This window comes from Natronorubrum halobium, from assembly GCF_051351675.1.
GTDB lineage: Archaea > Halobacteriota > Halobacteria > Halobacteriales > Natrialbaceae > Natronorubrum.
The window spans coordinates 967,702-990,694 of the sequence record NZ_CP195595.1 but is presented as its reverse complement, the minus strand read 5'-3'; the positions used below and the strand labels follow the sequence as shown (position 1 = coordinate 990,694).

The following is a 22,993-nucleotide window of genomic DNA, read 5'->3' as shown; positions in this document are numbered from 1 at the left end:
AGACTCGGTGGCGGAGAGTGCGGGCCCGGGAGGCGGCGACGCACTCGAGCAAAATCCGAACTGGCGGCAGTACACGGCCTCGAGGGTCCGGTCCGGTAGCGGAGCCACAACGTGCGTATCGAGGATTGCGTCGACATCGTCCACCGGATCGAACTCGGTACGCAGTAACTGCCGTAACATCGTGACGGCAGCGTTTTTAAGGCCGTTCCACCGATAGTGTGGTACATGATGAAGAGTTTCCGGATCGGCTCCCTGTTCGGGATCCCGATCAAGCTGGATCTCACGTTCTTGCTGGTGTTGCCGTTGTTCGCGTATCTCATCGGCGTCCAGATCGAACCCGTCGTCGACATCCTCAATACGTCCATGGGCGCGGGGATCGACGTCGACGCACTCACCGCCGAGTCGTGGATGCCGTACCTCATCGGCCTGATCGCCGCGATCGGCCTGTTCGTCGGCGTCGTCCTGCACGAACTCGGTCACTCGCTGACGGCCCAGCGCTACGGCTTTCCGATCGACTCGATCACGCTCTGGCTGCTCGGCGGCATCGCCGCGCTCTCGGAGATGCCCGAGGACTGGCAGCAGGAACTGAACATCGCCATCGCAGGCCCCATCGTCTCCATACTCGTGGGTGTGGCGTCGTACGGGCTCTTTCTCGTCACTCCAGAATCGCTCGACGGAGCCCGCTTCGTGCTCGGTTACCTCGCCGTGTTGAATATCGTCCTCGCCGTCTTCAACATGATCCCCGCGTTTCCGATGGACGGCGGGCGCGTCCTCCGGGCGCTACTCGCCCGCAACACACCCTACGCGAAGGCGACCCAGCAGGCCGCCAGCATCGGGAAGCTGTTCGCCGTCCTGATGGGGCTGTTCGGACTCCTGCAGTTCAACATCATCTTCATCGCCCTCGCCTTCTTCGTGTACATCGCGGCCTCGAGCGAGGCCCAGCAGGTGACGATGAAGGCCGCCTTCCAGGACGTCACCGTTCGAGATATCATGACGCCCGCGAAGGACCTCCACATCGTCGAACCCGAGACCTCGGTCGCGGCGCTGATCCAGCGGATGTTCACCGAGCGCCACACGGGGTATCCGGTGATCGACCGCAGCGGCGTCGAGGGCGAGCGACTCGTCGGCCTCGTCACGTTGACTGACGCGCGCGAAATCGATCCCGTCGAGCGAGACGCCTTCTCTGTCGAAGAGGTGATGACGACCGACCTGAAGACGATCTCACCCGACTCGGACGCGATGACGGCGATCGAGCGGATGCGCGAGAACAACATTGGTCGCCTGCTCGTCGTCGAGAACGGCGACCTCATCGGCCTCATCTCGCGCTCGGACGTGATGACCGCCTTCGATATCGTCCAGAAAAGCGGCGCAGTGAGCCCGAGTCGACAGCCACGAACCGCGGACTGACGTTCGAGACGCGAAGCGGCAAAAAGGGCCGTTTTAGCCGTCTCGAGCGCCGCTATCAACATTCTTAACCGCGACCGGGGCCGATTCCCCGGCGATGCCACCGGCCATCGAGACGACGGACCTCGTGAAGGAGTACGGCGACTTGCGCGCCCTGCAGGAACTGTCGCTCACCGTCGAGGAAGGCGAGTTCTTCGGCCTGCTCGGCCCCAACGGCGCGGGCAAGACGACGTTCATTAACACGCTGGTCGGACTGGTTCGCAAGACCGGCGGCGACGCGCGCGTCTTCGGCCACGACGTCGAAGCCGACTACCGGCAGGCCCGCGATGCGATCGGGCTGGCGCCACAGGAATTTAACGTTGACAGGTTCTTCCCCATTCGAGAAGTCCTGGAGCACAAGGCCGGCTACCACGGCATTCCCGTGGAGGATGCCGGCGAGCGGGCCGACGAGGTGCTGAAGCGAGTCGGGATCTACGACAAGCGCAACGAGCGCTTCGACTGGCTTTCCGGCGGAATGAAACGTCGACTCCTGCTCGCCCGCGCGCTCGTCACCGACCCCGATCTGCTCATCCTCGACGAACCGACCGCGGGCGTCGACGTCCAGTTGCGCCACGACCTCTGGGAACTGGTGACCGAACTCAACGAGGAGGGGACGACCATCCTGCTGACGACCCACTACATCGAGGAGGCCGAACGCCTCTGCGACCGCGTCGCGATCATGAACGAAGGACGGAAGGTGACCGTCGCGACGCCGGACGAACTGAAGACGCGCGGAACGGATACGATCTCGGTTCGCCTCGAGTCGCCGCTGTCGGCGACCGCGACGGCCGACCTCGGGACCGAGCTCGGCGCGTACGCCCACGAGGTGACGACGGACGGCGACCGCCTCGAGGTCCGCGTCGACGAGGGCGGCTCGACCGCCCCGCAGTTGCTCAACGACCTCGAGGCGATGGGGTACGAGATCGCCGACCTCGAAATTTCACGGACCTCGCTCGAGGAAATCTTCGTCGACCTGACCCGGAGCGAGGATCGGACGGTGACGCGGTCCGGCGCGTCGGACGCTGACGATGGCGACGACGCGGACGAGACGCGCGAAACGGCACAGCAGCGGGAGCAGGAGCGAGAACAGGAGGGGGTCGCCCGATGATCTCCGTCGGATTCAAGGCGCTCTTCCGGCGCGAAATCCTCCGATTCGTCCGCCGACCCAAGAACACGTTCATGCCGCCGGCGATCACGAACGTGCTCTACTTCGCCGTCTTCGGGCTGATCCTCGGCGGCCGGATCGATCAGATCGCTGGCTTCGACTACATCCTCTTTATCGTCCCCGGCCTCATCGTGCTGGGTGCGATTTCCAACGCCTTCGAGAACGCCTCGTTCTCGATCTTCCACGGCAGGTGGAACGAGTACATCCACGAGACGCTGACCTCGCCGCTGTCGTACGTCGAGATGGTCGTCGCCTACGTCGGTGCCAGCGCGGTGCGGGGCCTCATCGTCGGCGTCATCATCGCCGGCGTCGGTCGGCTGTTCGTTCCGATCAGTATCGAACACGGCCTGTTCCTCGTCGCCACGATGGTCGTCATCACGGCGCTGTTCGCCGGATTCGGCATCATCGGGGGGCTCGTCGCCCGGGACTTCGACGATCTGACCGTGATGAACCAGTTCATCCTTCGACCGCTGGTGTTCTTCGGGGCCGTCTTCTACTCCCTCGAGACGTTCGAGCAGACCTGGCAGGTGAACCTCTCGCTGGTAAACCCGATGGTCTACATGGTCGACAGCGTCCGGTACGGACTGCTGGGCCACTCGGATCTGATCGCGGTCGGCATCCTACCCGGCCCGTACACCGAGTTCGCGCCGCTGCTCGCGCTCGGCGTGCTCACGACGGCCACCCTGCTCGTCCTGGCGATCGACGTCTACCTGTTCAAGATCGGCTACGGCCTGACCGATTGATCGGCTGCGAACTCGAGGCCGACACCAGTCGATCGGGGTGCAGCCGGGAATCGTATCGACGGTACCGAATCCTCGAGACGCGCGGGCCTACTCGTCTCACTCCGCGACCTCGACCAGCTGTTTGCCGATGTTGTCACCCTCGAACAGCCCGAGGAAGGCGTCGGGGGCGTTCTCGAAGCCTTCGACGACGTTCTCGCGGTAGCGGATATCGTCGTTTCCGACGAACTGCGAGAGGCGCTGGAGCGCCTCGCCCCATCGCGGCTGGTAGTCGCTGACGAGCAGCCCTTCGACCGTCGCCCGCGTCTCGATGAGTTTCGCGAGCTTTCGCGGACCGGTCGGCACCTCGGTCTCGTTGTAGAGGGCGATCTGACCGCAGACCGCGACGCGGGCGTCGACGTTCAGCCGGGGCCAGACGGCGTCCGTGATGGGGCCGCCGACGTTGTCGAAGTAGACGTCGACGCCGTCGGGACAGGCCTCGTCGACCGCGCCGGAGAGGTCGTCGGTCTCCTTGTAGTTGATCGCGGCGTCGAAGCCGAGGTCCTCGGTGAGCCACTCGACTTTCGACTCGCTGCCCGCGGTTCCGACCACGCGTGCGCCCGAGAGTCGTGCGAGTTGACCGACGACGGAGCCGACCGCGCCGGCCGCGGCGGAGACGACGACGGTGTCGCCGGGTTTCGGGTCACCGACGTCGTTCAGTCCCCAGTAGGCCGTCACGCCGGGCATCCCGAGGACGCCGAGGGCCGTCAAGATCGGGCCGTGATCCGGGTTCACCCGCTGGAGTTCGCCCGCGTCCGCGGCGACGTGTTCCGCCCACAGCAGGTCGCCGGTGACGACGTCGCCCTCGTCGAAGTTGGCGCTGTTGGACTCGAGGACTTCCCCGACGACGCTGGCCTGCATCGGATCGCCGACGTCCCACGGTTCGGCGTACGACTCCGCGTCGCGCATTCGGCCGCGCATGTAGGGGTCGACGGACTGGTAGAGCGTCTTGACGAGCACCTCGTTCGGGCCGGGTTCGGGACGATCGACGGTGACGAGTTCGAAGTTGTCGTGGGTCGGTTCGCCGACCGGACGGCTCGCGAGTTGCCACTGTCTGGTTTCTGCCATACCCACCCAAGGGTGGGACGGTAGGTGAATATTTGGCTCCCGGAACCGGGCGGTGGTCCGGATCGCGGCCTCGTCTCGAGTCGGCTCGTCGCGAGACGCGAACGAATTCCGGTCGGAGAGCCACTCGGTGCTCGATCCCTCGCAAATCACGACCCGAAAGAAACCGTTTTGGCGGTTATCCGTCATCGTTCAGGTATGGACTACGACGTTCTCAACGAGTTGCTCGCCGGAAACGAGCGTCACGTCGACGGACTGCCAGACGCGTACTTCGAAGCGGTGCAGGCGGGACAGGAACCCGACGTCGTCACCGTCTGTTGTTCGGACTCGCGCGTCCCGCAGGAGCGAATGTGGGGCGTCGACGACCCGGGGACCGTCTTCACTCCGAGCAACATCGGGAATCAGGTCTGGGACGAAGATGACGGCGATCGAATCGTCGACGGCGGCCTGCTGTATCCGATCCACCACGCCGGAACCGACGTCGCCGCCGTCGTCGGCCACACCGGCTGTGGGGCCGTCACCGCCGCGTATCGGGCCACGACCGGCGGCGACATGCCCGGTCCACGGGGCGTCGACAAGTGGGTCGAGATGCTCCGTCCGGTCGTCGAGGACGGCCTCGAGAGCGACCTGATCGACGCCAACGGCGACGACGAGACCGTGATCAACCAGCTCGTCGAGTACAACGTCGACCACCAGGCGACGTTCCTTCGCGAGTCCGACGACGTCCCGGACGACGTCGACGTCTACGGATTCGTCTACGACTTCCAGGGGATCTACGGCGACGAACTCGGGCGCGCGTATCTGGTCAACGTCAACGGCGAGACGAATCCCGAAGCGATCGCAGAGGAGATTCCGGACGAGTACGCGGACGCGACGCGGAGTCTGCTCCACTGAGGACGGGTACGGCTGTCGACGAACGCACCGCGACCGCCCGATTCGGGTCGGATCGTTCGGTGAACTCGAGCGGTTCGTTCCCAGTAGCGTTTTGCCAGCCGCGGTAAAAGCATACGCTATGCGGGAGTTCCTCGAGTCCGATACCGGCTTCTACTACGCCATCGGCGTCTTTACGATCGCCGTCTTTCTCCTGGCGTTAGCGGTGCTCGCGATGGTCAATCCGGGCGGCGTCGGTGCGACCGAACTCGGCGGGCTCGTCGTCGGCTTCTTCCTGTTCATGCTGGTGTACTTCGTCTCGGTAACGGTTCACCGACTCGAGGAGCGAAACGGGCTGTGAGCGACCGAAAGGAATCAGCCAAACAGGCGTTAGAGGGGCACTGTGCGGAGATACTGGCCGAATGCGTCGAGTCGCAGGCTTTATGCGTATCGGGGCACTCTCTTTAGAAGCAATGGCGAAAGGAACCGTTGATTTCTTCAACGACACTGGCGGCTACGGATTCATCGAGACTGAGGACGCGGACGACGACGTGTTCTTCCACATGGAAGACATCGGCGGCCCGGACCTTGAGGAAGGACAGGAGCTCGAGTTCGACATCGAGCAGGCCCCCAAGGGCCCGCGCGCGACGAACGTCGAGCGCCTGTAAATCGGAATTCGCGGAGGTATCGGCACTTCAGAACTGTATTTTACACCGACGAGCGACGGCCCCGTCGATACTGGCCGAGTTCGGTCGCGTTATCGACGAGACGTTACGATAGAGTGATAGTATCGACCGCGGTCTGGCCGTGCATGACCGTCTCCGCAATCGGTACGGCTGAACTCCCGATCCTCCTCATCAATCTCGTTCTCTTCGCGGGTGCCATCGGCGGCTTCTGGTATCTCTGCTCGCGGATTCGACGGGCCATCTGATCGCGGACGAGAGCGCAGCGGGCGAACGGGCAGTCGGACGAAACAACCCGGACGGTTTTGTGGATTCGACACCGACTCGAGGTATGACCGAGCCACTGATCCGCCGCGGTGACGAGATCGACTACGAACCCGTGAACGCCGCCGACGGCCTCGAGAAGGGCGTCCTGATCGACGAAACGGACGGCGCGCCGAACTTCGCGATCCGACGGTTCGTGCTCGAGGCCGGCGCCGAGGTACCCGAACACACGAACGAGGTCGAACACGAGCAGTACGTCCTCGAGGGCGAGTACACGGTGGGTATCGGTGACGAGGAGTACGAGGTCGGCGCGGGCGATTCGCTGCTCATCCCCGGCGGGACCGTCCACTGGTACCGAAACGAGGGCGAGGAACGGGGCGCGTTCATCTGTGCGGTTCCCAACGGCGACGACGCGATCGAACTGGTCGACTGAGCGACGGCGAATCGACGACGGATCCGGCTTCACCGGCAGCAGCCACGGACCAACTATATCCCTCGGTTCGTTGAATCGCCGGCAACGCAGTGAACGTCCTGTGCATTCTGGGCCATCCCCGGACCGAGAGCTTCTGTGGCGCGCTGGCCGACGCCTACTGTGAGGGGGCTGAGGAGGCCGACGTGGACGTCCGCGAACTCGCCGTCGCCGACCTCGCGTTCGATCCCGACGTCCGCACCGAGAGCCCGGTCGACCAGCGCCTCGAGGACGACCTCCGGGCCGCCCAGCGACTGATCGGGTGGGCCGACCACCTCGCCTTCGTCTATCCGAACTGGTGGGGGACGATGCCGGCGCGGCTCAAGGGCTTTTTCGACCGGGTCTTCGAACCCGGCTTCGCGTTCGCGGAGTACGACGAGGGCGAGGGTGCGGGACACGCGGAACTGCTGGACGACAAGACGGCCGAGTTGATCGTCACGATGGACATGCCGCCGTGGGTCTACCGCTGGATCTACCGGCAGCCGGGCACCAACGCCGTCAAGCGCGCCACGCTGGGCTACGCCGGCGTGCGAACCACGCGGGTGACGACGCTGGGGCCGATCGAGTCCTCGACGCCCGCGGAACGCGAGGGCTGGCTCGAGCGGGTCAGGGAGGCGGGACGGAGCCTGGAAACCGGTCCGGAATCGAGGGCAGCGCGGACGACGCGCAAAGCGAAGACGTGGCTGAGCGCGCTCCGACTCCAGTTCTACCCGATGGCGTGGCTCGCCTACACGATCGGGGCGCTGGCTGCGGTCGGCTCGAGTGACGTCTTCGGTTCGACCGCGTACTGGCTCGGACTCGGGTTTCTGTGTGTCCTCGAAGCGGCGACGGTACTGAGCAACGAATACTACGATTACGAGACCGACCGAAAGAACACGTTCGCCGGGCCGTTCACGGGCGGATCGCAGGTACTGGTCGACGGCGCGCTGTCGTTTCGCGACCTTCGACGAGGAATCGGCGTCGCACTGGCGCTGACGGCGGCGTTCGGTGTCACGACGGTGGCGATCAGTGCCGGCTCGACCGTCGCGATAGCGGGTGCGATGGCCGCACTCGTCGTACTGGCGCTCGGCTACACGGCCCCACCGCTGGAACTGTCGTATCGCACGCTGGGCGAGGTGACCGTCGCAGTGACCCACAGCATCGGCGTGTTGCTGATCGGCTTTCTCGCCGTCGGCGGGTCGTGGCAGGAGCCGGAACCGTGGCTGCTCGGCCTGCCCTTCCTGCTGTCCGTGCTCCCCTCGATTACGCTCGCGGGAGTCCCCGACTACGCGGCCGATCGGCTCGCGGACAAACGAACGGTCGCCGTTCGGTTCGGGATCGACGGCGCGGCCACGGTTGCGACGGGAACGGCGCTACTGGCCGCGCTAACGGCGATCGGCTGGCACCTGCTGGATCTGGTTCCCGAGGCCTACGGGCCGGCGATCTACCTGTGCGTTCCACACGCACTGGGTATCTGCTGGCTGATTCACCGCCGACTGGACGACGCGACCGGTCCCCAGCGCATCGACGGGCTGATGGCCGCTTCGCTGAGCTACATCACGTGGTTCGCCGTCGTCCCGCTGCTCGGACTGCTGTAGGATCCGCGGACCGTTCGCGTCGGACCATCCACGTTTCAACAGTCTCGAGGCCGTTCGACCACGAGAACCACCGCCTACTTTAGGTAATCCTAAAACGATGCACTTTTGGATAGTTAGGTGCGCCTAAAACGTATGCAACCGACAGCGACACGACGACCCATTCTCGCGACGGGGGTGACGACAGCCGGGGTATTCGCTGGCTGTGTCAGCGGGACCGGGGGCGACAATGACGACGGGAGCGGCGACCCGTTCTCGGTGACGGTGGAAGATCGGGTCGCGGGGATCCTCCGGATCAGGAACTGAGATGAGCGGGGACATCTCGTCATCGAAGGAAAATCGCGGGTCCGGTGGTGGCGCGACCAGCGGCGAGGACGGCAGAAGCGTACTGTCGTCCCCGCGTGACATGGTCCCGTGGCTCGACTCGAGTCTGTTGGGGCTCGCGCTCGTGAGCGTCGGGATCGTCCTCGCCTCGCTGTTCGTCCAGGTGAGCTTCGGGACGTACACGATGTCGATCACCGACGCCTGGTACGCGCTGTTGGACGCCGACGTCTGGTACGAGCCGCGAGTGCTCGGTTCGTTCCTGCTCGGGGAGGAGCTGATGCGAACCGTCCTCTTCGTCCCCGAGAGCTACCGGCTGCCGGATCTGGCGACGAATACGAACATCGTCTGGAACATGCGCTTTCCGCGCGTGCTGGTCGGGATCTTCGTCGGCATGAACCTCGCCATCTCGGGCGCCATCTTCCAGGCCGTCACCCGGAACGAACTCGCCAGTCCGTACATCCTCGGGGTCTCCTCGGGGGCCGGCCTGGCGATCCTGTTGACGCTCGTCGTCTTCTCGAGCATGAGTTCGCTGCTGCCGATCACGGCCGCCCTCGGCGGCGCAACGGCGTTCGTCGTCGTCTACGCGATCGCCTGGAAGGGCGGGACGAGTCCGGTCAGGCTGGTCCTCGCCGGCGTTATCGTCGCCACCGTCTGTACCTCGCTGCAGACCGCCCTCTACCTGTTCGCCGAGGACATCTCGACCGTCCAGTCGGCCGTCGCCTGGACGACCGGCTCGCTGACCGGCGCCGACTGGAGCGAGGTCCGCCTCGTCTTCCCCTGGACCGTGATCGCGCTGGGGCTCGCGCTCGCCGGCTCGAGGCAGCTCAACGTCCTCCTGCTGGGCGAGCAGACCGCCGGCGCACTGGGGATGTCGGTCGAGCGCGTTCGCTTCGCGCTCTCGTCGGTGGCGATCCTCGCGGCCGCAGCCTCCATCGCCGTCGCCGGCATCGTCGGCTTCGTCGGCCTCATCGTCCCCCACGTGGTCCGAACGATCGTCGGCAGCGACTACAAGCGGCTGATGATCGGCTGCATCTTCGTCGGCCCCGCGCTGTTGGTGTCGGCCGACGTCGGCGCCCGACTCGGCATGCAGGTCCTGTTCGACAGTCCGAACCAGCTCCCGGTCGGAATCCTCACCGGGCTGATCGGAGGCCCGTACTTCCTCTATCTGATGCGCAAACGCGAACAACTCGGTGACCTATGAGCAACGAAAACACCCTCGAATCCCCGTCCGAGACGCGAACCGACAGTGAGACAGTCGAAACCGACCTCGAGCACCGGCCAACGCCGAACGACGCCGGCGCTGACGCGGACGACTCGAGCCGACTCGTCGGCGAGGAACTCGCCATCGGCTACCCGTCGACCGAGGAGCCGGTCGTCGAGGTCGACCGAATCGACCTCCCCGCGGGCGAGGTGACGGCGCTGGTCGGTCCGAACGGCAGCGGGAAGTCGACGCTGCTGAAATCGCTGGCTCGCCAGCACGAACCCGACGACGGCGCCGTCCTCCTCGACGGAGACGACATCGATAGCTTCGACTCCAAGGCCTTCGCTCGCCACGTCGGCTTGCTCTCCCAGGAACACGAGTCGCCGGGCAGCATGAGCGCCGAAGAACTGATCTACTACGGGCGCTACCCGCACAGAGGCTTCTTCGATACCGTCGATGCGGACGACGAGGCGGCCGTCGAACGGGCGATCGACCTCGCGGGCGTCGACCACCTGCGCGACGAGAACGTCGGCAACCTGAGCGGCGGCCAGAAACAGCTCATCTGGATCGCGATGGTCCTCGCCCAGGAGACGGACGTCCTCTTGCTCGACGAGCCGACGACCTACCTCGACCTCCACCACCAGCTTCGAGTGATGGACGTCGTCCGGACGATCAACGAGGAGCGGGGCGTCACGGTCGGCATCGTCCTCCACGACATCTCGCAGGCCGCCCGCTACGCGGACAACCTCGTCGCGCTCAAAGACGGCTCCATCTTCGACTGGGGCCCGCCGGACGAGGTCGTCACCGACGAACTGCTCGAGGAAGTGTTCGGCGTCGTCGCCACCGTCGGCTACGGCGAGGAGGGGCCGACGATCATGCCCCACCACCCCGTCGAGGACTGAGGCCCTGTCTCGCGACTGTCGTCCAACAACCGTTATCCAGCAGCCCCGCCATCCGCTCCAACGGCTGTCGAAGGGCGGCCGGCGACGCGCCGGCCGCACGGAGACGCGGAGTCGGGTAGGCGCGGACGCGGTCGCGTGCGGAACTAGCGTCTCGGGTCTCGGCGAGCGTACCGACAGCGACTCGAGCGGCGCTACCCGTTCTTCGACGGACCGATGGGCGAGCGCAGAGCGCCGCGCCCCGAGACCCGGCGGTGTCCGAGGCCCTCCGGTCCCCTGTCGATACATGCGACCGTCCGCTACTGCGGTTCGTTCCAGGTAAACGCTCGGTCCGAAGCTCCCGATTCGGATCGCTCGTCCTCAGCAGTCCCATCATCGACAGCGGTGGAGAGCGCTTCAGCCGACTGCGATGCCGGGGGCTCGACCGAGTCGGTCGCCGCGGCCGAGACCTCGAACGACGACACTGCATCGGAGAGCTCCCGCGCGCGATCGGACAGCGACGTAGCCGTGTGGGACACCTCGACGAGCGACGAGGTCTGCTCCTCCGCGGCCGCCGCGACCGTCTCCGCCTCGGCGCTGGTCTCCTCGCTGATCGCCGTCACGTCGTCGGTCATCGCGACGACCTCCTGCGTCGCAGCCGCCTGCTGTTGAGTCGCCGCCGAAATCTCTTGGACGCCGTCGCTGGTCTCCTCGCTGATCGCCGAAATCTCCTCCAGCGACGATACCGTCGTCTCGACCGCGCCGCGGTGATCCGCGATCCGATCGTCGGTCGTCCGGACGACAGCCGCGACCTGCGCGGTCCGGTGACGGACCCGTTCGAGTCGGTCTTCGACGTCTACGGCGGCCTCCTGTGTCTCCTCGGCGAGGGACTTGACCTGATCGGCGACCGCGGTGAACTCCGCGTCCCCCGAACTCGAGCGTGCGGCCTCGATACTCGCGTTGAGCGCGAGCATGTTGGTCTCCTTCGAGAGATCGCCGATGAACTCGAGGAAGTCGTCGATCGCTTCGATCTCCCGCTCGAGGCGGTCCACCTCCGCGACCGCATCGCTCGCCTCGTCCTCGATGGCGTTCATCCCGGCGATGGCGCGCCGAGCGGCGTCGCGGGCGTCCGCGCTCGTCGTGGCGGTCCGCTCTGCGAGGGTGGCGACCTGCGAGGACGTCGCGGCGATCCCCTCGGTCGTCGTCGAAAGTTCGTCGACCTCGGTGCCGATGGCCGTGAGCTGTTCGCTCTGACGGTCGGCTCCGTCGGCAATCTGCTGGACGGACGTCGTCACCTGCTCGGAGGCCGAACGGACCTCGACGACCCCGTCTGCCGTCGACTCGGCGGCCTCGTCGACCGCCTCGGCGAACGCTCGCGTCGCGGCGACCGTCGCCTCGATATCGTCCATCATCGCATTGAACTCCGCGGCGACCGTCTCCATCGCCTCGTTGTCAGCGTCCGGTTCGAGGCGTCGCGTGAGGTCGCCGCCCGCGCAAGCCCGCATCGTCTCGCCGTACGCGTCGGCCGTCTGCTCGAGGTGTCGGGAGAACTGCTCGGATTCGGTGCGGGCCCGCTCGGCCTCGGCCCGTGCCGCTTCCGTCGCTTCGAGACGCTCTCGCAGCGACCGTCGCATCCGGTCGATCGATCGGTGGAGTTCGCCGAGTTCGTCCCGGCGGTCGGATTCCACCGGTTCGTCGAGCCTTCCGTCCTCGATCGCCGCCGCTCGTTCGGAGAGGGTTCGAAGCGAGCGGGCGGTGTTCCGGCCGACCGTCGCGCCGAGGACCACGACGCTCCCGAAGACGACGGCCAGCATCGCGAGGAGCAGATTCGAGATGTCCGACTGCAGCGAGTACGCCTCCGAGGCGGGCATTCGGGTGGTCAGCCGCCAGTCCGCGTTCTCGAGTAGCGCGTAGCCGACGACGAGACTGTCGTCGGTCGTATCCGAATCGAGCGACGTCGTTCCGGCGTCGTCGGTGACGGTTGCGGGATCGAGTGCGTCGTCACGGAGAAGCAACGACCGGTCCTCGGCGAGCACGACCGTCCCGGACCGATCGGCAACGACGACGTTCTCGGCCCCGCCGGGGCCGATCATATACCGAGACAGCGACTCGAGGTCGACCAGCCCGATCACGACGTGATCGGACTCACCCGGGACCCTGCTGGTGACGAGCATCGCGGGGCGGCCGTCGGCGGTCTCGAACGTCTCGGAGAAGACGACCTGCGACTGATCGTCCATCGCGGTCGAGAGCCGTTCGTCGACGGCGGCACTGACGCGACCATCGTCGATCTCCTCGGACGATCCGGCGCTGACGTGAACGGCTCCCGTCTCGGAATCGACGTAGTACGCCCCCTCGAACGTGGGACGGTCGTTCATCCTGTGTAACGAATCCGAAATGACAACCCGGTCGTCGTTGCGAAAGGCGACCGACTTGGGCAGCGACTCCATGTACCGGCCGGTGGATCGGAACCAGATATCGAGCCGTTCCGCGTCCGTCTCCGCGTCGGCGACGAGTTGCGACTCGACGTCGTCCTGCAGTTCGGAACCGGTGTGCGCGTAGATGCTGCCGCCGAATATCGTCACGACGAGCAATACCACGGCGAGCACGATCCCGAACCGGAGCGCGTACCTGCGGCGAACGTCCGGAACCCACCTCCATGGGCGTAGATCCATATGAAGTGGGGAATTCGATCCACCCTACGTGTAAGTCGCTATGAGTGATACGTACAGCTATAGACCACTATCATCGGGTACGAACGGCACTGATCGACCCGTCTGGATCGGTCCAGTCCGAACCGCTGAAATACCGTCCCGCTCTAGTCGCTATCGTGTCGAAGCAGGTCCAGGAGGTCGAGACGATCTTTTGTCACGAGATCGGCAACGACTATCTCGTCGTCGTCGAACGTGACGGACAGCGGCTGTTCCGGGCGAAGCTTGGTCTCTCGGAAACCTCGGCCGGTCCCCGCCCCGCGAAGTTCCGACTGAAAGACGGCTCGAGCGAGGAGCCCCGCCAGCCCGACGAGTTCGTCGAACTCGCGCGCCGAGCGAAGCGGATCCGTCTCTCGGAGCAGACCTCGAGGGAGGGCCGCCGGGAACTCACCGAGATGTTCGGCGGCTACCAGCTCGAGGACAAGACCAAGACCGTCCGCACCTGTCGGTACTGCGCCTCCGCGGGCCGCTACTCGCCGATCACGACGGAGACCGCGATCAAGGACGACGACGACTGGATCTGCAAGGACTGCGCGCGCCAGCAACTCGAGCGGCAGTTGAGCTACGCCGGCAGTGGCGAGGTGACGGGGGCCGCGAAGGACCGCCTCGAGGACCTCATGATGGAGGTCCAGGACTTGGAACGGATCGTCAACCTGCTGAAGGGCCAGCTCGATCCCGACCTGACGAAGTTCGATACCATCTCGGCGACGACCGACGAGGTCGACCCCGTCCGGGTGGACTCGCTGAGCCTGCATCCCGGCGTCCAGAACCTGCTCGAGGACCGGTTCGAGACGCTGTTGCCCGTCCAGAGCCTCGCGGTCGACCACGGACTGCTCGACGGCGACGATCAGATGGTGGTCTCGGCGACGGCGACCGGGAAGACGCTCGTCGGCGAGATGACCGGGATCGACCGCGTGCTCGACGGGAAAGGGAAGATGCTCTTTCTCGTTCCGCTGGTCGCGCTCGCGAACCAGAAGTACGAGGACTTTCAGGACGAGTACGGCCACCTCGTCGACGTCTCCATCCGCGTGGGCGCGAGTCGAATTTCGGACAACGGCAACCAGTTCGACCCCAACGCCGACGTCATCGTCGGCACATACGAAGGGATCGACCACGCCCTGCGGACGGGCAAGGAGATGGGCGACATCGGAACCGTCGTCATCGACGAGGTGCACACGCTCAAAGAGGAGGAGCGGGGCCACCGGCTGGACGGCCTCATCTCGCGGCTGAAGTACTACTGCGAGCAGCGCGCGAGTCGAGCGAAGCGAGAGTCACAGAACGAGCGAACGGGGAGCGAAGCGACCCGTGAGCAGCGAGCGAAACGGGGGGACGACTACGGCGGCGCGCAGTGGATCTACCTCTCCGCGACCGTGGGCAACCCCGAGCAGTTAGCGACGGCGCTCGAGGCGAAACTCATCGAGTTCGAGGAGCGCCCGGTGCCGATCGAACGTCACGTCACCTTCGCCGACGGCCAGGAGAAGGTCCGCATCGAGAACAAACTCGTCAAACGCGCGTTCGACACCGAGTCCTCGAAGGGGTATCGCGGGCAGACGATCATCTTCACGAACTCGCGGAGACGGTGTCACGAGATCTCGCGAAAGCTGGACTACTCCGCCGCGCCGTACCACGCCGGCCTGGACTACAAGCGCCGAAAGTCGGTCGAGCGCCAGTTCGGCGAGCAGGAGTTATCCGCGGTCGTCACGACGGCTGCGCTTGCGGCGGGGGTCGACTTCCCGGCCTCGCAGGTCATCTTCGACTCGCTGGCGATGGGAATCGAGTGGCTCTCGGTTCAGGAGTTCCACCAGATGCTCGGCCGTGCGGGTCGGCCGGACTACCACGACAAGGGGACGGTGTACGTCCTCGTCGAACCCGACTGTGCGTACCACAACTCGATGGAGATGTCTGAAGACGAGGTCGCCTTCAAACTGCTGAAGGGGGACATGGAGTCGGTGATGACCCACTACGACGAGGGCGCGGCCATCGAGGAGACGCTCGCGAACATCACGGTCGGCGGGAAGGCCGCGAAGGCGCTCAACGACCGGATGCTCGGCGACGTGCCGACGAAACACGCCATCGGCAAGCTGTTGCAGTACGACTTCATCGACGGCTTCGAACCCACGCCGCTGGGCCGGGTCATTACGCGACACTTCCTGGATCCCAACGAGGCGTTCATGCTGCTCGACGGCATCCGAAAGGACGCCCACCCTTACGAACTCGTCGCCGATATCGAGCTTCGCGACGACGACCTGTAGGGCGGCCTCGAGTACGGCGTCACTACTCGCTCAGTTTCGTCCGACCGCGGCGGAGAATCACCGACACGCGACTCCGGCCGGAACCCTTTTGAGGAACGTATCAGTGGCCGGAACGATAAAGAATGGAAGCGCCCATGCAGCTATCAGTACGGGGATTTCCCCGGAGAGATCAATGGAGCCCGAAACCCCAGCCGAGATCGAACCGCCGGCGAACGTCTTGCTCGTTCACGCGACCCACGGCGAGTCCGACGCCTGCGCCGACCTCTGTCACGAGCACGACCCCACGGCCGAACTCAGAGTGACGTTCGGAGACGACCGGCCGAACGAGCCGAATCCTGACGACATCGAGGGCACGCTCGGACTGCTGCGGATCGGGGATCTACTGCACGGCGACGACGGCGAATCGGACCCCGACTTCACCGGCACCGTCGTCACCGATTCCGTCTGCGACCCGACCGACCTCTCCGAAATCGGCGTGGCGATCAGTCGATTCTGTAAACACTGGGACGAGTCGGACGAGCGGATTACGGTCTGTTTCGACTCGCTCGACGCGGTTCTGCGCTACCCGTCCCCGAAGCGCGTCTTCCAGTTCGTCCACGTGCTCACGAACCGACTCGCGAGCGTCGACGCCTACGCGCACTTCCACTTCGACCCGACGCGCCACGAGGATCGGGTCGTCTCCACGTTCGGAACAATCTTCGATTCGGTCGTCGCCGACGAGGACGCCGAAGACGCGCTGCCGGAGGCGACCGACGAGGAGGTCGCAGACCTGCTCGCGGCGTGGAACGACGGTGGGACGGGTGAGATCGAACTCGAGCCGACTCCGACGGCCGAGGCGACCGACGAGGATATCGCGCGGATTCTGGAGAAGTGAAGGCGAGGGATCCGGAGACGGTGCGCTGGGTGCGCGATACCCGTTCTAGGGAACGAATGCGATGCCGAACAGTGCGAGCACGATAACGGCGACCGCACCGAGGACGCCGCCGAGGGCGACGATCAGGAGGACGATCGGCGTCACCGCGATCGGGAGAGCGAACACTGCGTTGGCGAGGAACAAGACGAGCAGTCCGACGACCGCGTTGACGATGAAGGGACTGATCGCACGAACGATAGTTGCCGCGACGAGTACACCCACGAGAACGAGGATGAGGAGGAGGATTTCGAAACCAGTCATCTGTCCGGCGGTATCACCTCGACCGGTAAAACCGTTCGGTGCGTAACGAAACCCTTTATGCAGTGCACCAGTTAGGTGGAGGTACGGGATCGTGGGTTAGCTTGGTATACTTCGGGCCTTGGGTGCCCGTGACCCCGGTTCAAATCCGGGCGATCCCACTCACTTCTGTGGCAGGCAAATTCGCGAGCAGCAGGTGTTAAAAGCGCCCAGGTTCGAAGTAGACGAGACGCGCGCAACGAGCGCGGTCGCAACGCGACCGCGATTGTGGACGGCGAACCCCTGGCGAGCACGTTTCGGCGGGATTCAAATCCGGACAATCCCGTCGGCCCCCTGTCTCCGCCGGCAAAACGTTGCCGGCAATCACGCGTCGTTCAGTACCGGCACGGACGTCTCCTCCTCGAGTTACTCCGTAGAGAACCGCCAGTAAGCCTCGAGTACACCAATCACTCGGATGGAAGGACGAAATCCCGCCCACCACAACTGCAGCCGTCGGGCCGCCCGATACTTCGAATCGATCCGTCCGGAGCGATACTGGCTGCGAAGACGGCACCGCAATCGGCGCATTCGGCCACCGTTCGCCGCGGTTCGTCACGTCTCATACCCGTATCGCGGTCTACCGACCTCGTCCCTATCTACCCTTCTTTGGTTTGGATCAGTTCCGGATCGTGTTACGGTTTCGTCTCGAATTCATTCACCTTGTATTGAGTCTCTATATTTAAGGACTGTTCAAACAGGTTCGGGGACGAATTGCCGGCTGCAGCTCACGATGCTAACATCGCTGGGCTCGAAACCGTAGCCGGTAGAAGCAGCGCTGTCAGCGGGGCGAAACGGTGTCGATTGTCCACTGCGGATTTGCACTCTGAAACGCCGAAATTTCGAACTCAGGTTGGTGTGCCATGAAGTGGTGTCCGAGCACCCGCGAAACGAAGTACCCGTCGCCTACCGCTTCGATTCCGACTCATCACCTACCACGACGGTCCCTGCAAGCCGAACGACTTCATAACCGCACCTATTCACCCTAAACTCATGCCGAAGCCTCGAGGCGGCCCGAAAGCCCACTTCAAGCGCTGGCTCATCAACGGGATCGCGATCGCGATTCCACTGGTGATCACGCTACTGGTGCTGATCGTCGTCATCGATTTCATCCTCGGTGTGCTCTCGCCGATCGTGCAGGGGATCATCTACGTCCTCCCGAACGACCCGCCAACGACGGTCGTCCAGTTGGTGACCCTCCTCTCGCTGATCACCTTCTTCCTCGTGGTCGGCGTCGTCGCAGAATACACCCCCGGTCGGTACATCTCGAGGCGCGTCCACGCGACGATGGAGACCATTCCGGGAATCAGCACGGTCTACGAGAGCGTTCGCCGGGCCAGTAGTATGCTCCTCGACGACGACACGGAGCAGTTCAAAGACGTGAAACTCGTCGAGTTTCCCCACCAGGACGCCTACATGCTAGCCTTTCTCACCGCGGATACCCCGCGAGTGGTCGAAGAGTACGTCGACAACGGCGGGATGGTGACGGTCATGGTTCCGCTGGGACCGAATCCGACGACCAACGGGTTCATCATGCACATGCCGGCCGAGCGCGTCTACGACGTCGACATTACCGTCGAGGAGGCCGTCCGCTCGATCGCGACGCTGGGAGTCGCCTCCAGCGAACTCGGCGAAGAGAAGCTCGAGTGACAATGTCGATCCGCTGTCGTTCATCGCCAATGACCAAAACAGATTGGCCGTACGTACATAACCCACGAGTCGAAAGGGTAGGTGTGGCCCCAGCGGCCCACAGGAATACAGGAAAGCGGCGTGTGTGCCACCAGCAGACTCGCTGGCGGCGATAGTCGGACGAGCGGTGTGTCGTGACCTGAAATCGGTCCGTTTGGTTTTGTCGATCGCACTGCACTCGACTCGAGCGCACGCTGTGAGTCGATCGAGGGGCCGGTACGAGTAGAGACGCACGAGCGGCGAATGCTTACGGGTCGAGGACCCTGCTCGTGAGTCGAGCGCTGGCGACTCGACGCCACGTTCAGTTTCGGTCCGCTTTGCCACCATTTATACCCGATGGCGCTCCTAAGAGTGTCCAATGGCGCAAGCGGGAAATACGGAACTCGTCGACGCATTCGAGCAGTTCTTCCGCAACTACTACGACAACGAGATCAAGCAGCTTGCGCAGCGATACCCCAACGAGCAGCGCTCGCTTCACATCGACTGGCAGGACCTCTACCGGTACGATCCGGATCTCGCGGACGACTACCTGAACCAGCCCGAACAGCTCCAGCGCTACGCCGAAGAGGCGCTGCGACTGTACGACCTGCCGATCGACGTCAGTCTCGGGCAGGCCCACGTCAGGATTCGAGGACTTCCCGAGACGGAGGCCCCCGAGATCCGGGAGATCCGCGCCCGGGATATGAACTCCCTCGTGCAGGTTCACGGCATCGTCCGGAAAGCCACCGACGTCCGCCCGAAGATCGAGGAAGCCGCCTTCGAGTGCCAGCTCTGTGGCACCCTGACGCGGATTCCCCAATCCAGCGGCGACTTTCAGGAACCACACGAGTGTCAAGGCTGTGAGCGACAGGGGCCGTTCAAGGTGAACTTCGATCAGTCCGAATTCGTCGACTCCCAGAAGCTCCGGATGCAGGAGAGCCCCGAAGGCCTGCGCGGCGGTGAGACCCCGCAGTCGCTCGACGTCCACATCGAAGACGACATCACCGGCGAGGTCACCCCCGGCGACCACGTCTCCGCGACCGGCGTGTTGCGACTCGAGCAACAGGGCGACCAGCAGGAGAAATCTCCCGTCTTCGACTTCTACATGGAGGGGATGTCCGTCGACATCGACGAAGAGCAGTTCGAGGACATGGACATCACCGACGAGGACAAGAAGGCGATCTACGAGATCTCCAATCAGGACGACGTCTACGAGCAGATGGTCGCCTCCATCGCCCCCTCGATCTACGGCTACGAACAGGAGAAGCTCGCGATGATTCTGCAGCTGTTCTCGGGCGTGACAAAGCAGTTGCCCGACGGCTCGAGGATCCGTGGCGACCTGCATATGCTGCTAATAGGGGACCCTGGTACAGGAAAGAGCCAGATGATTGGGTATATCAAAAATATTGCACCACGGGCAGTATATACTTCTGGTAAGGGTTCGTCCTCGGCAGGGCTCACGGCCGCAGCTGTGAGGGACGATTTCGGTGATGGGCAGCAGTGGACGCTCGAGGCCGGGGCATTAGTTCTCGCCGATCGAGGCATTGCAGCAGTGGACGAACTTGACAAGATGAGGTGTGTCACAGGAGACACACTAGTCCATACATATAACGGAATCAAACCAGTTCGTGAACTCGCACACGAAGCGATAGCTGACGGTTCGATCGAAGAATACGAGAACGGCCGGACGATCCGAGACGTTGACATGGACGTGTGGACCATGACTGAGAACGGAAACGTGGTCAAACGTGACGTTCTCGCGATCCACGAGTACGACGCACCGGAAGAACTCCGGAAAGTCGAACTGGAGAGTGGAGAACAGCTAACGACTACCGCAGACCATCCATTCTTCGTCTTGGAAGACGGAGAGCGTAAAGAACGTCAAGCCCAGTATCTTCACGAAGACGACTGGGTATATGTCCCTAAGAAGATTCCAGCGGAGATTGCAGACGGCGGAGTCAGCGTACTACCAGCCTCCAATACGGAATCAGAGGTCGATCACATAACCGCCGCTCACGGGGCGGTTTTGGGCTATATCGCTGGTGACGGGAACATCTTCTACGATCGAAAGGGCGGTAGCTACGGGTTCCGGTTTACGAACAAAGAAGAAGAACTTCTGAGCGACTTCGAAGAGGTCTGCGAGGTGGCGTTCAATACGCAACCCGTCCGACACCCCAGCGAGCAACGGAGTGACGGTGTCGAAACGGTCCGTGTCCACGGGAAACAGTACGTCGACGACCTTCTCGAATCGGGCGCGAACCTCGAGACGTACGACGGAAAACGACTCCCCGGAACGATAACGAATGCATCCCGAGAGACGAAAGCGGCGTTTGTTCGTGCTCTCGCAGATTCCGAAGGAACGGTCGATGAACGAGCCGTCAAAATCCATTCCTCGAGCTATGAACTGCTCCTCGGAACGAAGATGCTCCTGCTCGAGTTTGGTATCTCGAGCCAGATCCAGACCCGGAATCACGATAAGAAGCGGGATTTATTCATTCTCGCCATTACGTCTGACCAATCACTCAACGCGTTCGAGCGACACATCGGATTTACTCTCGACCGAAAGCAGCATGCTCTGGAACGGGCTTGCGAACGGACGACGGGTACCCGAACTATTTTAGACGTATTGCCCGAGTGCGGTGAGTTGTTTGAACAGGCCCGCGGTGCACTCCGATTGCATCAATCCGAGTGCGGTCTCGAGAGCGATGCGACCTACTGCAACTTCGAAAACGGGGATGCGAACGCATCGCTCCGGCTCTCGAAAACGATACTCAAAACGTTCGAGGAGCGAAAAGCGGCGGCCAGCGACCATCGCAAAGAACTTGCTTCCGAGACATCTTGGGAACGGCTTGCAGAACTTCGAGAGCAGTACCACGTCTCACAGCGAGAATTGGCTGCCGAAATGTCACTTTCTCAGCAGCAGTTATCTGCTCGCTGGGGAACCGACACCGATCTCAGAGAGCAAGTTCGGAATCGACTTTGTGAGCGACTTACAACACCTGCTTCGGTCGATCTCGAGCCGCTCCGAACGCTGGTTGAGAACGATGTGAAATGGCGTCGCGTAAAGACAGTAGACTCGGTAGACTCCCGGGAACACACCGACACCAGAGTTCGGGTTCTTGAACAACAACTTGCTGACGAACTCAGTGCATCTACCGTCGATTCGATTCGAGAGCGAGCACGGTCCTTGCTCGAGACGGACGAACCGGCTGAAACGTGGGATGAACTCCGTGGCCGACTCGAAGCGTACGGAATTTCGTTCCAGCAAGTTGCCAAGGAGATGGAGGTCGCAGGCTCGACGGTCTCACGGTGGTTCTCGGGAGCCGTTGAAGTCAACAACTTCGAAACTGTCCGATCCGTCTGCACAACATTACTCGACGAGAAACGACAGAGTATCTCGGAACTTCTCGAGGAAATCGAACGTCGGGATCTGCCTCGCGTGTACGATCTCACCGTCGAAGGCACGCACAATTTCATCGCGAACGGTATGGTCGTCCACAACTCCGAGGACCGCAGTGCCATGCACGAGGCCCTCGAGCAGCAGAAGATCTCGGTCTCCAAGGCGGGGATCAACGCCACCCTCAAGTCCCGCTGCTCGCTCCTCGGCGCGGCGAACCCCAAGTACGGCCGGTTCGACCACTACGAACCGATCAGCGAGCAGATCGACCTCGAGCCGGCGCTCATCTCCCGATTCGACCTGATCTTCACCGTCACCGACGAGCCCGACGAGGAGAAGGACCGAAACCTCGCCGAACACATCATCAACACCAACTACGCCGGCGAGTTGACTACCCAACAGAAACAGATGAACTCGATGGACGTCTCGAGCGACGAGATCGAGGAGATGACCGAGAAGGTCGATCCCGAGATCGACGCCGATCTCCTGCGAAAGTACATCGCTTACGCGAAACAGAACTGCCACCCGCGAATGACGGAGGTGGCCCGCAACGCGATCCGAGATTTCTACGTCGACCTGCGGTCGAAGGGGACCGACGACGACGCGCCGATTCCGGTCACGGCGCGAAAGCTCGAGGCGCTGGTCCGTCTCTCGGAGGCCAGCGCTCGCGTGCGGCTCTCGGATACGGTCGAGGAGTCCGACGCGAACCGGGTCATCGAGATCGTCCGCTCCTGTCTGCAGGATATCGGGGTCGACCCCGAGACCGGCGAGTTCGACGCGGATATCGTCGAGGCCGGCACGTCGAAGTCCCAGCGCGATCGGATCAAGAACCTCAAACAACTCATCAGCGACATCGAGGAGGAGTACGACGACGGTGCGCCGGTCGACATCGTCATGGAGCGGGCCGAAGAGATCGGGATGGACCAGTCCAAGGCGGAACACGAGATCGAAAAACTCAAACAGAAAGGCGAGGTCTACGAGCCGAGTATGGACAATCTCCGAACGACGTGATCCGTCCGACGCCGAACGGAGCTAGCAGTCGACGA

At 63.5% G+C, this 22,993-nt stretch carries 18 protein-coding genes and 1 tRNA gene; 16 read left to right on the top strand and 3 right to left on the bottom strand.

Annotated elements, in window-relative coordinates; translation table 11 throughout:
- The first annotated feature begins 225 nt into the window (after positions 1 to 225).
- The 3 genes from ACSFC7_RS04845 (at position 226) to ACSFC7_RS04835 (ending at position 3,351) form a co-directional block, all read left to right on the top strand.
- Complete coding sequence (locus ACSFC7_RS04845; protein ID WP_436346625.1) at positions 226 to 1,407, top strand: CBS domain-containing protein; 1,182 nt, start codon at positions 226 to 228, stop codon at positions 1,405 to 1,407.
- A 94-nt stretch (positions 1,408 to 1,501) separates the two neighbouring features.
- Positions 1,502 to 2,551: an ABC transporter ATP-binding protein gene (locus tag ACSFC7_RS04840; protein WP_436346624.1), complete on the top strand. Its 1,050-nt coding sequence runs from the start codon at positions 1,502 to 1,504 to the stop codon at positions 2,549 to 2,551.
- Positions 2,548 to 3,351, top strand: a complete 804-nt coding sequence (locus ACSFC7_RS04835; protein WP_436346623.1) for an ABC transporter permease — start codon at positions 2,548 to 2,550, stop codon at positions 3,349 to 3,351. Before ACSFC7_RS04840 ends, ACSFC7_RS04835 begins: the two co-directional genes overlap by 4 nt.
- Before the next feature lie 96 nt (positions 3,352 to 3,447).
- Here ACSFC7_RS04835 and ACSFC7_RS04830 read toward each other — a convergent pair whose 3' ends face one another.
- Positions 3,448 to 4,455, bottom strand: coding sequence for an NADP-dependent oxidoreductase (locus tag ACSFC7_RS04830; protein ID WP_436346622.1), 1,008 nt, complete (start codon positions 4,453 to 4,455; stop codon positions 3,448 to 3,450).
- 195 nt (positions 4,456 to 4,650) lie between these two features.
- On the opposite strand from ACSFC7_RS04830, the gene ACSFC7_RS04825 reads away from it, so the two are divergent.
- The 8 genes from ACSFC7_RS04825 to ACSFC7_RS04790 all read left to right on the top strand — a co-directional run bounded on the left by ACSFC7_RS04825 (position 4,651) and on the right by ACSFC7_RS04790 (position 10,739).
- Positions 4,651 to 5,346 carry a carbonic anhydrase gene (locus tag ACSFC7_RS04825; RefSeq protein ID WP_436346621.1) on the top strand — a complete coding sequence of 232 codons (696 nt, stop codon included), beginning with the start codon at positions 4,651 to 4,653 and terminating at the stop codon, positions 5,344 to 5,346.
- A 118-nt stretch (positions 5,347 to 5,464) separates the two neighbouring features.
- Positions 5,465 to 5,683, top strand: a complete 219-nt coding sequence (locus tag ACSFC7_RS04820) for a hypothetical protein (RefSeq protein WP_436346620.1) — start codon at positions 5,465 to 5,467, stop codon at positions 5,681 to 5,683.
- A gap of 112 nt (positions 5,684 to 5,795) precedes the next feature.
- Positions 5,796 to 5,990 (top strand): cold-shock protein, encoded by a 195-nt coding sequence (locus ACSFC7_RS04815; RefSeq protein WP_005554588.1) that lies wholly within the window; start codon positions 5,796 to 5,798, stop codon positions 5,988 to 5,990.
- 346 nt (positions 5,991 to 6,336) lie between these two features.
- The gene (locus ACSFC7_RS04810) at positions 6,337 to 6,702 is read left to right on the top strand and encodes a cupin domain-containing protein (protein WP_436346619.1); all 366 of its coding nucleotides are present in this window, start codon (positions 6,337 to 6,339) and stop codon (positions 6,700 to 6,702) included.
- An 89-nt stretch (positions 6,703 to 6,791) separates the two neighbouring features.
- Positions 6,792 to 8,315, top strand: a complete 1,524-nt coding sequence (locus ACSFC7_RS04805; protein WP_436346618.1) for an NAD(P)H-dependent oxidoreductase — start codon at positions 6,792 to 6,794, stop codon at positions 8,313 to 8,315.
- 132 nt (positions 8,316 to 8,447) lie between these two features.
- Positions 8,448 to 8,618, top strand: a complete 171-nt coding sequence (locus ACSFC7_RS04800; protein ID WP_436346617.1) for a hypothetical protein — start codon at positions 8,448 to 8,450, stop codon at positions 8,616 to 8,618.
- Position 8,619: 1 nt separating this feature from the next.
- Positions 8,620 to 9,837, top strand: a complete 1,218-nt coding sequence (locus ACSFC7_RS04795) for a FecCD family ABC transporter permease (RefSeq protein WP_436346616.1) — start codon at positions 8,620 to 8,622, stop codon at positions 9,835 to 9,837.
- Positions 9,834 to 10,739 carry an ABC transporter ATP-binding protein gene (locus ACSFC7_RS04790; protein ID WP_436346615.1) on the top strand — a complete coding sequence of 302 codons (906 nt, stop codon included), beginning with the start codon at positions 9,834 to 9,836 and terminating at the stop codon, positions 10,737 to 10,739. Before ACSFC7_RS04795 ends, ACSFC7_RS04790 begins: the two co-directional genes overlap by 4 nt.
- A gap of 296 nt (positions 10,740 to 11,035) precedes the next feature.
- Here ACSFC7_RS04790 and ACSFC7_RS04785 read toward each other — a convergent pair whose 3' ends face one another.
- The gene (locus ACSFC7_RS04785; protein ID WP_436346614.1) at positions 11,036 to 13,387 is read right to left on the bottom strand and encodes a methyl-accepting chemotaxis protein; all 2,352 of its coding nucleotides are present in this window, start codon (positions 13,385 to 13,387) and stop codon (positions 11,036 to 11,038) included.
- Positions 13,388 to 13,542: 155 nt separating this feature from the next.
- Here ACSFC7_RS04785 and ACSFC7_RS04780 point away from each other — a divergent pair, with 155 nt between their 5' ends.
- Both ACSFC7_RS04780 and ACSFC7_RS04775 read left to right on the top strand, forming a co-directional pair.
- The gene (locus ACSFC7_RS04780) at positions 13,543 to 15,675 is read left to right on the top strand and encodes a DEAD/DEAH box helicase (RefSeq protein WP_436346613.1); all 2,133 of its coding nucleotides are present in this window, start codon (positions 13,543 to 13,545) and stop codon (positions 15,673 to 15,675) included.
- Positions 15,676 to 15,847: 172 nt separating this feature from the next.
- On the top strand, positions 15,848 to 16,549 hold the full coding sequence (locus ACSFC7_RS04775; protein ID WP_436346612.1) for a DUF7504 family protein: 702 nt from the start codon (positions 15,848 to 15,850) through the stop codon (positions 16,547 to 16,549).
- Positions 16,550 to 16,594: 45 nt separating this feature from the next.
- Here ACSFC7_RS04775 and ACSFC7_RS04770 read toward each other — a convergent pair whose 3' ends face one another.
- The gene (locus ACSFC7_RS04770) at positions 16,595 to 16,849 is read right to left on the bottom strand and encodes a pro-sigmaK processing inhibitor BofA family protein (RefSeq protein ID WP_436346611.1); all 255 of its coding nucleotides are present in this window, start codon (positions 16,847 to 16,849) and stop codon (positions 16,595 to 16,597) included.
- Between the two features lie 85 nt (positions 16,850 to 16,934).
- Between ACSFC7_RS04770 and ACSFC7_RS04765 the strand changes: the two genes are divergently transcribed.
- The 3 genes from ACSFC7_RS04765 (at position 16,935) to ACSFC7_RS04755 (ending at position 22,958) form a co-directional block, all read left to right on the top strand.
- Positions 16,935 to 17,007: transfer RNA gene (locus tag ACSFC7_RS04765), tRNA-Pro, on the top strand.
- 868 nt (positions 17,008 to 17,875) lie between these two features.
- Positions 17,876 to 18,532, top strand: a complete 657-nt coding sequence (locus ACSFC7_RS04760) for a DUF502 domain-containing protein (protein WP_436346610.1) — start codon at positions 17,876 to 17,878, stop codon at positions 18,530 to 18,532.
- A 397-nt stretch (positions 18,533 to 18,929) separates the two neighbouring features.
- The gene (locus ACSFC7_RS04755; protein WP_436346609.1) at positions 18,930 to 22,958 is read left to right on the top strand and encodes an LAGLIDADG family homing endonuclease; all 4,029 of its coding nucleotides are present in this window, start codon (positions 18,930 to 18,932) and stop codon (positions 22,956 to 22,958) included.
- Positions 22,959 to 22,993 lie beyond the last annotated feature (35 nt).

Coding starts and splice junctions, on each gene's coding strand:
- ACSFC7_RS04775 (WP_436346612.1), top strand. CDS start 15,848: ATGGAGCCCGAAACCCCAGCCGAGATCGAACCGCCGGCGAACGTCTTG.
- ACSFC7_RS04825 (WP_436346621.1), top strand. CDS start 4,651: ATGGACTACGACGTTCTCAACGAGTTGCTCGCCGGAAACGAGCGTCAC.
- ACSFC7_RS04820 (WP_436346620.1), top strand. CDS start 5,465: ATGCGGGAGTTCCTCGAGTCCGATACCGGCTTCTACTACGCCATCGGC.
- ACSFC7_RS04790 (WP_436346615.1), top strand. CDS start 9,834: ATGAGCAACGAAAACACCCTCGAATCCCCGTCCGAGACGCGAACCGAC.
- ACSFC7_RS04830 (WP_436346622.1), bottom strand. CDS start 4,455: ATGGCAGAAACCAGACAGTGGCAACTCGCGAGCCGTCCGGTCGGCGAA.
- ACSFC7_RS04800 (WP_436346617.1), top strand. CDS start 8,448: ATGCAACCGACAGCGACACGACGACCCATTCTCGCGACGGGGGTGACG.
- ACSFC7_RS04785 (WP_436346614.1), bottom strand. CDS start 13,387: ATGGATCTACGCCCATGGAGGTGGGTTCCGGACGTTCGCCGCAGGTAC.
- ACSFC7_RS04840 (WP_436346624.1), top strand. CDS start 1,502: ATGCCACCGGCCATCGAGACGACGGACCTCGTGAAGGAGTACGGCGAC.
- ACSFC7_RS04760 (WP_436346610.1), top strand. CDS start 17,876: ATGCCGAAGCCTCGAGGCGGCCCGAAAGCCCACTTCAAGCGCTGGCTC.
- ACSFC7_RS04835 (WP_436346623.1), top strand. CDS start 2,548: ATGATCTCCGTCGGATTCAAGGCGCTCTTCCGGCGCGAAATCCTCCGA.
- ACSFC7_RS04845 (WP_436346625.1), top strand. CDS start 226: ATGATGAAGAGTTTCCGGATCGGCTCCCTGTTCGGGATCCCGATCAAG.
- ACSFC7_RS04795 (WP_436346616.1), top strand. CDS start 8,620: ATGAGCGGGGACATCTCGTCATCGAAGGAAAATCGCGGGTCCGGTGGT.
- ACSFC7_RS04755 (WP_436346609.1), top strand. CDS start 18,930: ATGGCGCAAGCGGGAAATACGGAACTCGTCGACGCATTCGAGCAGTTC.
- ACSFC7_RS04810 (WP_436346619.1), top strand. CDS start 6,337: ATGACCGAGCCACTGATCCGCCGCGGTGACGAGATCGACTACGAACCC.
- ACSFC7_RS04770 (WP_436346611.1), bottom strand. CDS start 16,849: ATGACTGGTTTCGAAATCCTCCTCCTCATCCTCGTTCTCGTGGGTGTA.
- ACSFC7_RS04815 (WP_005554588.1), top strand. CDS start 5,796: ATGGCGAAAGGAACCGTTGATTTCTTCAACGACACTGGCGGCTACGGA.